The organism is Burkholderia sp. 4M9327F10, from assembly GCF_005503145.1.
Taxonomy (GTDB): Bacteria; Pseudomonadota; Gammaproteobacteria; order Burkholderiales; family Burkholderiaceae; genus Paraburkholderia.
Genome location: NZ_SCNV01000049.1, coordinates 57,346 through 63,857, shown reverse-complemented (window position 1 = coordinate 63,857; position 6,512 = coordinate 57,346). Strand labels below are relative to the sequence as shown.

Here is a 6,512-nt window from a genome sequence, read left to right as displayed (position 1 = left end):
CTTTGAGACCGTTTTTACGGTCGCGATTGTTGTCGCGGTCCTGTTGATTTTTGCATGGCGCATCTATCTGGGGCCGCGAATCTACACGGATTACGTCTGGCTCAAGTATGGCTAACCATTCCGAGACGCGCGCGGCCCCGCACAGGGGCCGTGAATAAACCGCTAAGTCAGCAAGGAAAGGTCGGAGCAAACCACCTTACCACCTCCGATGCCCATACCAGTCATGCCGTGACCACCACCGGCGCCCATCCCAGTACTGCCCGCCGTGCCACCCAATCACGAAACTGGTAGCCACAACCGGCACAGCCGCAACAGGCTGATAGGCCACAACAGGAGGAGGCGGCGGAGGCGCCGCATAAACGGGCGCGGGAGCGACATAAACCGGCGCAGGAGCGACGTAGACGGGTGCCGGCACGGCAAAATTGAGCCCCACAGACACACCGGCATTGGCGAACTGAGACGCGCCAAGAATAAGCGCCCCAAGCCCAAGACTGACGAACAGTTTGCTTTTCATGTTGGACCTCCGTAGCAGGGGATGACGGCTTGACTGTAGCTCTGCCGAAACGCCCTTGAGTTACGTAAGTGCAACAAAGTTGACGATAGAAATCATTGCGAAGGCGCGTCAAATAACGCGCTGACCGCGCACTGCCTGGGTTCTGCGCATATCGCGCCCCACCGTCCGCAACGGGCGGTAATAAGAGTAATGGCTTTGCAACAGAAGAACGACACCCGCGCGAGCGCCAGAGACCGCTTCAGGACAGCCGCAGATGAACGCCGCTGGAGACAAACGTAACGACCGCTAGCGCGATACCGCTCACCACCCCATAGCTGACACCCAGCATCACACCGCGCACGATCTGCGGCCACCAGCGCCCGCCGTACACACGCTTGAGCGCAACAATCAGATAAGCGAGGATCACCAGCGCAGCCCACGCCGCATAAGCGCTCAAGCCGGGAATCAGGCACACCAGAAACACCGCGAAAATGAACGCATGCAGATGCACGGTGAAAAGCAGATGCATGCCGTAATGCTGCCGCCTGCGGCGGTAGAGCAGCGCGCACATTGCCGCAAACACCGGCATCAGCACGAACACCGCATAGGGCAGCCGGTGCAGCAGGTGCTCGCTGAATTCGGCCATTTTGTCCGGCTGGCCCAGCGTGCTCATCACGCCGGCGGCGAGGTTCAGCACCTGCTTGTCGCTCGCATCGGTCTCGGAAGCGGCGAGGGCGCTGAGCATCTCGGTGGGGTGCGCGGCGGGTCGATCGTTGACGTAGACGAGATGAGGCGACGTGACCACGCCGGACCAGCTCAGCAGCAGAAAAAACAGAAAGCTGAACGTAACATAGAGCGGCAGCGGCATCACGTAACGCCGCCGCCGGCCTTCGAGATACTCCAGCGTCAGTTGCCCGGGCCTGAGCAGCAGCATCTTGACCGTAGGTACGAGCTTGCCTTCGGCGGCGACATAGTGGTGCAGGTACTGGTGCGCGAATTCGCGCAAGGTGGGCATCTCGTGGACCGTCTCCTGACCGCATTGCGCGCAGTACGGCCCATGAACGGGGGCATCGCAGTTAGGGCATGTGGCCGGCAGTTCGTGTGCTGCGTCGTGGGTATGCGACATGCGCTGGCGTAGGTCAGGAGTTTTGAAAGGCCGAATTCTGACCGTGAGGCCGGCCAGCGTCAATGAGGGTCCACCCCTCAACCCGGCGCGAGCCGCGAGCGCACGAACCCGACATGTTCCCGCAGCACGTAAAACGCATCGGCGTAAGCGAGCGGCATGCGCAAGTTATTGAGCGCGTCTTCGATTTGATCCAGCTCCTGAAAGAGCGCCTCGCGCTGCGCCGGCGAGGGGTCCTTCAACGCCTCGCGTTCAATCGCGATCAGCGAGCCGTAGTAGCGGTAAATGCGCGAGCGCACCCGCCACCGGTACAGCGCGGGCACCAGCCGCAGGGCCGGGAACAGCAGGACGGCGACCGGCAGCAGCAAAACCAGCGTGCGGTCGCCGATGCTCGCCAGCCAGAACGGCAGGTTGCGGTAAAGAAAACTCTTGCCGGTCTTGTAGTAGCGCTGCGCATCGTCGCTGATCGGATACTCGCGGGCGACCGGACTCGGGAACTGCCCCGCGTGCTGCAACAGTCCAGGCATGCCGTGGATCTCCTGGGCGGCTTCGATCAGCAGGTCGGAGATGGCGGGATGCAGGTTGGTGCGCGCTACCAGTTCGACGGTCGGGCTGATCAGGTGGACGGTGTCGAGCGGAATCTTGCGGCGCAGGTCGAGCACGCCGGGCGGCAGGTCGATTTCGTCCAGATAGGGAAAGAGCCGCGTATAGGCGCTGGCCTCCTCGAAGTCCATCACCGAGATGCCGGGCACCCGCAAGAGACGCAGCATCAAGGCGCGGGTGGCCGAATCGCCGTTCAGGATCGCCGCGTCGGCTTCGCCGGAAACCAGCTTGGTGGCGGCTTGCAGCCCGTCATCGGGCAATAGCGGCGTGTCGTGGCCAGGCTCGATGCCGTTCGCCTCCAGCAGCTTGAGCGCCAGCACCCGCGTGCCGCTGCCTTCGCGGCCAATGGCGATGCGCTTGCCTTCGAGTTGCGAGAGGCGCGTGATGCCGCTGCCTCGATAGAACACCACCACCGGGTCGTAGAAGACGCTGCCGAGCGACATCAGCGAGGAGATCGCCACACCGTCGGCCACGCCGCCTTGCACCAGCGCGATATCCACATGCTGTTTGGGGTCCAGCAGCCGGTGCAGGTTCTGCAGCGAGCCGTCCGATTCCAGCACCTTCAGCGTGATACCGTTGCGCGCGAGAATTTTCTTGTACTCGTTGGCAGCCAGCAGAAACGAGCTGTCGTGAGGGCCGGCGCTCATGGTAATGGTGCGCGGCGGCGCCGGGTCGACCAGCCACACCACCAGCGTGATCACCACCACCACGAACACGGCGACCGGAGCGAACGTCAAGGTCAGGTCGCGCAGGTCGGCATGGGAGTGCTCGCCTTGAAACTGTGGAGGACGCGGGCGCGGATGTCTCATCGAAGCTCCGTTCTTGTGGCGGGCGTGGTTTGACCGGCAGGCGGCTCAATGCGGCTGGCCGGCTACGGTCTGCGCAGTCGGGCCTGCGCAGCCGCATCGGCGAGGCCAGCCGCATCTATAGCGTAGCAGGACTGGCTGTCGAGTGAGGCTGGTTTGCTATAGCGCTCGCGGCGAGCGGCGCGCTCAGTACTGGACGAGGATGGTCACGCGGCGATTGGCGGCGCGCGCCGTGGCGTCGTCGCCGATCAGCAGGGGGATGTTGTCGGAGCGTCCGATGGCGGCGAGCCGGTGCGGCTCGATACCCCTGTCGACGAAGAATCGCACTACCGCGCCCGCGCGGGCGGACGACAGCTCCCAGTTCGATTCGTACTTGGCGTTCGAGATCGGCGTGCTGTCGGTATGGCCTTCCACCAGGATGTTGTGGGTCGAATAGTCCTTCAGCGCGATGGCCACCTGGTCGAGCACGCCGGACGAATCGGGCAGCAGGTGCGCATCGCCGGGGCGAAACAGGACCTTTGCGTTGATGCCGATTTCCACGCCGCCCGTCTGTTCGTCGATGTTGATCTGGCCTTTGTCGCGCAGCGCCCGCAGCAGCGACAGCAGTTCATCCCTGGACGCTTGCGGTGCGGCGTTCGCGAGGCTGCCTGCTGCGTTGCTCGCTAAGTTGCCTGCCAAGTTGCCAGCTGAGTTGCCCGCAGAACTGCCCGCCACGTTATGCGCGGCCACGGCAGCAGGCGCCTTGTCGTTCCGGACGCTGCGCGCGGTTTCCAGCAGCTTGATTTCCAGTTCGTGGTACTTCGCCAACTGGATCGCATAGAGCGCCAGAAACAGCACCATCAGCGTGGTGACAAGGTCGGAGTAGGAGAGCAGCCAACGTTCGGGCCGGGCCTCCGCGTCGTCGTCGAGCTTCGGATTGTGCCGTTCGGATGCGAGCGCCATGATCGACTATGCCAGCAGTTCTTTGGAGCGCTCGCGCACGTCGCCGGTGAGGCGCGTCTCGATGGTCTGCGGCGATTCCCGGCGCGAGATCGCGAGCAGCCCGTCGAAGTACAGCTTGCGGTAGCGCAGTTCGCTATCCACCTGCGCCTTGATCTTGCCGTAGATCGGCAGAAACAGCACATTGGCGAGCGCGAGGCCGTACAGCGTCGTGACGAACGCCACGGCTACGCCTGCGCCAAGCTGGGCCGGCTCGAGGATATGCCCCGTCACCTGGATCAGCCCCAGCACCGCGCCGAGAATGCCGAAGGTCGGCGCATAGCCGCCCGCCTGCAGCCAGATGCGTGCCGCTGCCATGTGATTGCGCTCGTAAGCGTCCAGCTCGCGTTGCAGCGCATCTTCGATGACGGCCGTGGCGACGCCGTTGGCGATCAGTTCGAGGCCGCGCCGCGCGAACGGATGAATCCCGGCCGGATCGATCGATTCGAACGCCAGCATGCCGTTCAGCTTGGCCTTGTGGCCCCATTCGAGCAGCACCGAGAGGTTGTCCTGATCGACCGGTTTGGCCGTGACGAAGGCGAGCCGCAACTGCCGCACGCCGTCGGAAAAGCGTGCCCAGGTGTTCTGAACCATCACGGCGCCGATCGTGCCGCCCAGCACGATCACGAGCGCTTCGAGCTGGAACAGCGAGGCAAAGCGCCCGCCTTCCAGCGAAAAGCCGAGCACGATGGCTGCGACGCCGACAATCGCACCGCATAGCGTCAGGAAATCCATAAACGACCTCGAAAATTCAAGTGGAGCACTGCGGGTTCGTACTGTTCAAGGGTTATGGCTGGCGCATGGTGCCTGGTACAGGTTGCCTTGCCGTGGAGTCCGCCGGCTAGACCGGCGAGCCGACCGGAATCGACGGGTTCATGGCAGGCGCCTTGATGCTTTTCACCAGATCGATAAAGCGCTGCTCGATCTCCGGTATTTCCAGCGGATCGATCTTGACGTCGCGCCGCATGATCCAGGAAATCTCCTTCTGGCGCGCCTGGCTCATCACCGACAGCAGCCGGTCCGCAATCGCATGATCGGCCATTGCGGTGAGCAGCTTGGCGAGATCGTAGGTATCGAAGGCGCTGACCGCATCGAACAAAGTGCGCTGGTCGACGTACTCGAGGTCGGCCAGCGTTTCGAGCTCGCTCGCCGGGCGGATCTTGCGCTTCGAGAAATAGGCCGTGCCGTTTTCTTCGATGTAGTTCAGCACCTTGGTCTTGCGGAACGCGAAGATATCCTCGGCGATTTCCGAGTGCGACAGCTTCTTGAGAATCAGTTGCCGCTCGACGCCGATCAGCGCTTCGAGATCCGACAGCTCGATCAGTTCGAGCTCGCCGGTAATCGCAAGATCCAGATCGTGATCGGCTACCTGCTGGGCGCGTTCGGTGATCCGCACCGGGTCGAAGCTGACCATGTGGCGGCCCGCGGCGCCCTCGTCGGCGGCTGCGCCTTTGCCGATGAATTCCGGGCGCCCGGCATCGAAGCTCACCAGGTTGAGCTTCTCCATGCGCTTGAGCATCGCCATGACATGCAGGCGGGAATGCCCGGCGATGGCACGGCACTTCTTGATGACTTCCGCGAGCGGCACCGACACTTCCTCGTTCGGCGAGCGGCGCGCGCGGCCGTCGCGGCTCTCGTTGCCGGCCATCAGCGCCAGCACGTGAGCGTAGGACAGCACGCCGGGCAGGAAGTCGGCATGCGTGTAGGTGGCGAGCAGATCGTCCTTGCGCTTGGTGCGGCGAATCAGCGTGCGCACCAGGTGACGCAGCAGCGGCGAGACGCGCTCCAGTTCCTGCTCGACGAGACTGGTTTCCACAACCGTCAGGCGGCAGAAGGTCAGAGCCTTGGCCGTCGAGCCGCGCGGCTCGGACGGCAGCAACGCGGACTCACCGAAGATTTCGCCCTTGGTGAGCGTGGCGAGCACCACGCGCTTTTCGTCACACTGTGTGGAGATTTCGACTTTGCCGTCTGCGATCACGTAGATGGCTGAGGTTCCGACGTACCCTTCCGAGTAGATGACTTCGCCCGGAGCGGCGGTCCGCGACCTTGACGAGTGTTGCTGATTCAATGTATTCCCCTGCGGAGTGTGTGGTTCTGCTTAAACGGTCTTCTGTGGACTCGCTTCCGCTTACCTTCGGCAAACTTTGCTGCCTCATACCAGTGGATAACGACGCATTTACCGATCTCTTTAGCGCGGCGCGCTGTTTTATGTGGCCTCCGTGCCGTGTGGGCGGGGCCTCGCGGCGCAATACGATGTGCCGCAATCTGCAGCAGGCGCTTCAGATTCAAGGCGCAAACGTTTGGCCGCTCGGGCGGGTGAAGCGAGTGTGCCGGTGCGGCCGGGAAAGGTCAGGGTTGAGCGGCCGCCGCTGCGAATAAGCGTGACTACAGGTAGCAGAGAAAATGATTTCCCCTGGTGAGAACCATATCATTAGTATCCCTTAGTAAATGGCAGTGACGGATGATTCCGGTTGAAGCTTGAGAGGTGTTTTGAGCGGCGTGCACAAGC

6 protein-coding genes are annotated in these 6,512 nt (G+C 62.9%); all 6 read right to left on the bottom strand.

The features are described from left to right. Window positions 1-196 precede the first annotated feature (196 nt). A complete protein-coding gene (locus FFS45_RS31305; RefSeq protein ID WP_137958509.1) occupies window positions 197-514 on the bottom strand; it encodes a hypothetical protein in 318 nt (105 codons plus the stop codon). Between the two features lie 238 nt (window positions 515-752). Beyond that, window positions 753-1,508 carry a DUF3667 domain-containing protein gene (locus FFS45_RS31300; protein WP_171029804.1) on the bottom strand — a complete coding sequence of 252 codons (756 nt, stop codon included), beginning with the start codon at window positions 1,506-1,508 and terminating at the stop codon, window positions 753-755. 188 nt (window positions 1,509-1,696) lie between these two features. Beyond that, a complete protein-coding gene (locus FFS45_RS31295; RefSeq protein WP_137958507.1) occupies window positions 1,697-3,028 on the bottom strand; it encodes a TAXI family TRAP transporter solute-binding subunit in 1,332 nt (443 codons plus the stop codon). Window positions 3,029-3,211: 183 nt separating this feature from the next. Continuing rightward, window positions 3,212-3,967, bottom strand: a complete 756-nt coding sequence (locus tag FFS45_RS31290; RefSeq protein WP_137958506.1) for an OmpA family protein — start codon at window positions 3,965-3,967, stop codon at window positions 3,212-3,214. 6 nt (window positions 3,968-3,973) lie between these two features. Next, complete coding sequence (locus tag FFS45_RS31285) at window positions 3,974-4,738, bottom strand: flagellar motor protein (protein ID WP_137958505.1); 765 nt, start codon at window positions 4,736-4,738, stop codon at window positions 3,974-3,976. Between the two features lie 106 nt (window positions 4,739-4,844). Continuing rightward, window positions 4,845-6,071 (bottom strand): cyclic nucleotide-binding domain-containing protein, encoded by a 1,227-nt coding sequence (locus tag FFS45_RS31280; RefSeq protein ID WP_137958504.1) that lies wholly within the window; start codon window positions 6,069-6,071, stop codon window positions 4,845-4,847. Window positions 6,072-6,512: the final 441 nt, after the last annotated feature.

Excerpts from the sequence above, each read along its gene's own strand:
- FFS45_RS31295 (WP_137958507.1), bottom strand. The coding sequence starts at position 3,028 with ATGAGACATCCGCGCCCGCGTCCTCCACAGTTTCAAGGCGAGCACTCC.
- FFS45_RS31300 (WP_171029804.1), bottom strand. The coding sequence starts at position 1,508 with ATGCCCACCTTGCGCGAATTCGCGCACCAGTACCTGCACCACTATGTC.
- FFS45_RS31290 (WP_137958506.1), bottom strand. The coding sequence starts at position 3,967 with ATGGCGCTCGCATCCGAACGGCACAATCCGAAGCTCGACGACGACGCG.
- FFS45_RS31305 (WP_137958509.1), bottom strand. The coding sequence starts at position 514 with ATGAAAAGCAAACTGTTCGTCAGTCTTGGGCTTGGGGCGCTTATTCTT.
- FFS45_RS31285 (WP_137958505.1), bottom strand. The coding sequence starts at position 4,738 with ATGGATTTCCTGACGCTATGCGGTGCGATTGTCGGCGTCGCAGCCATC.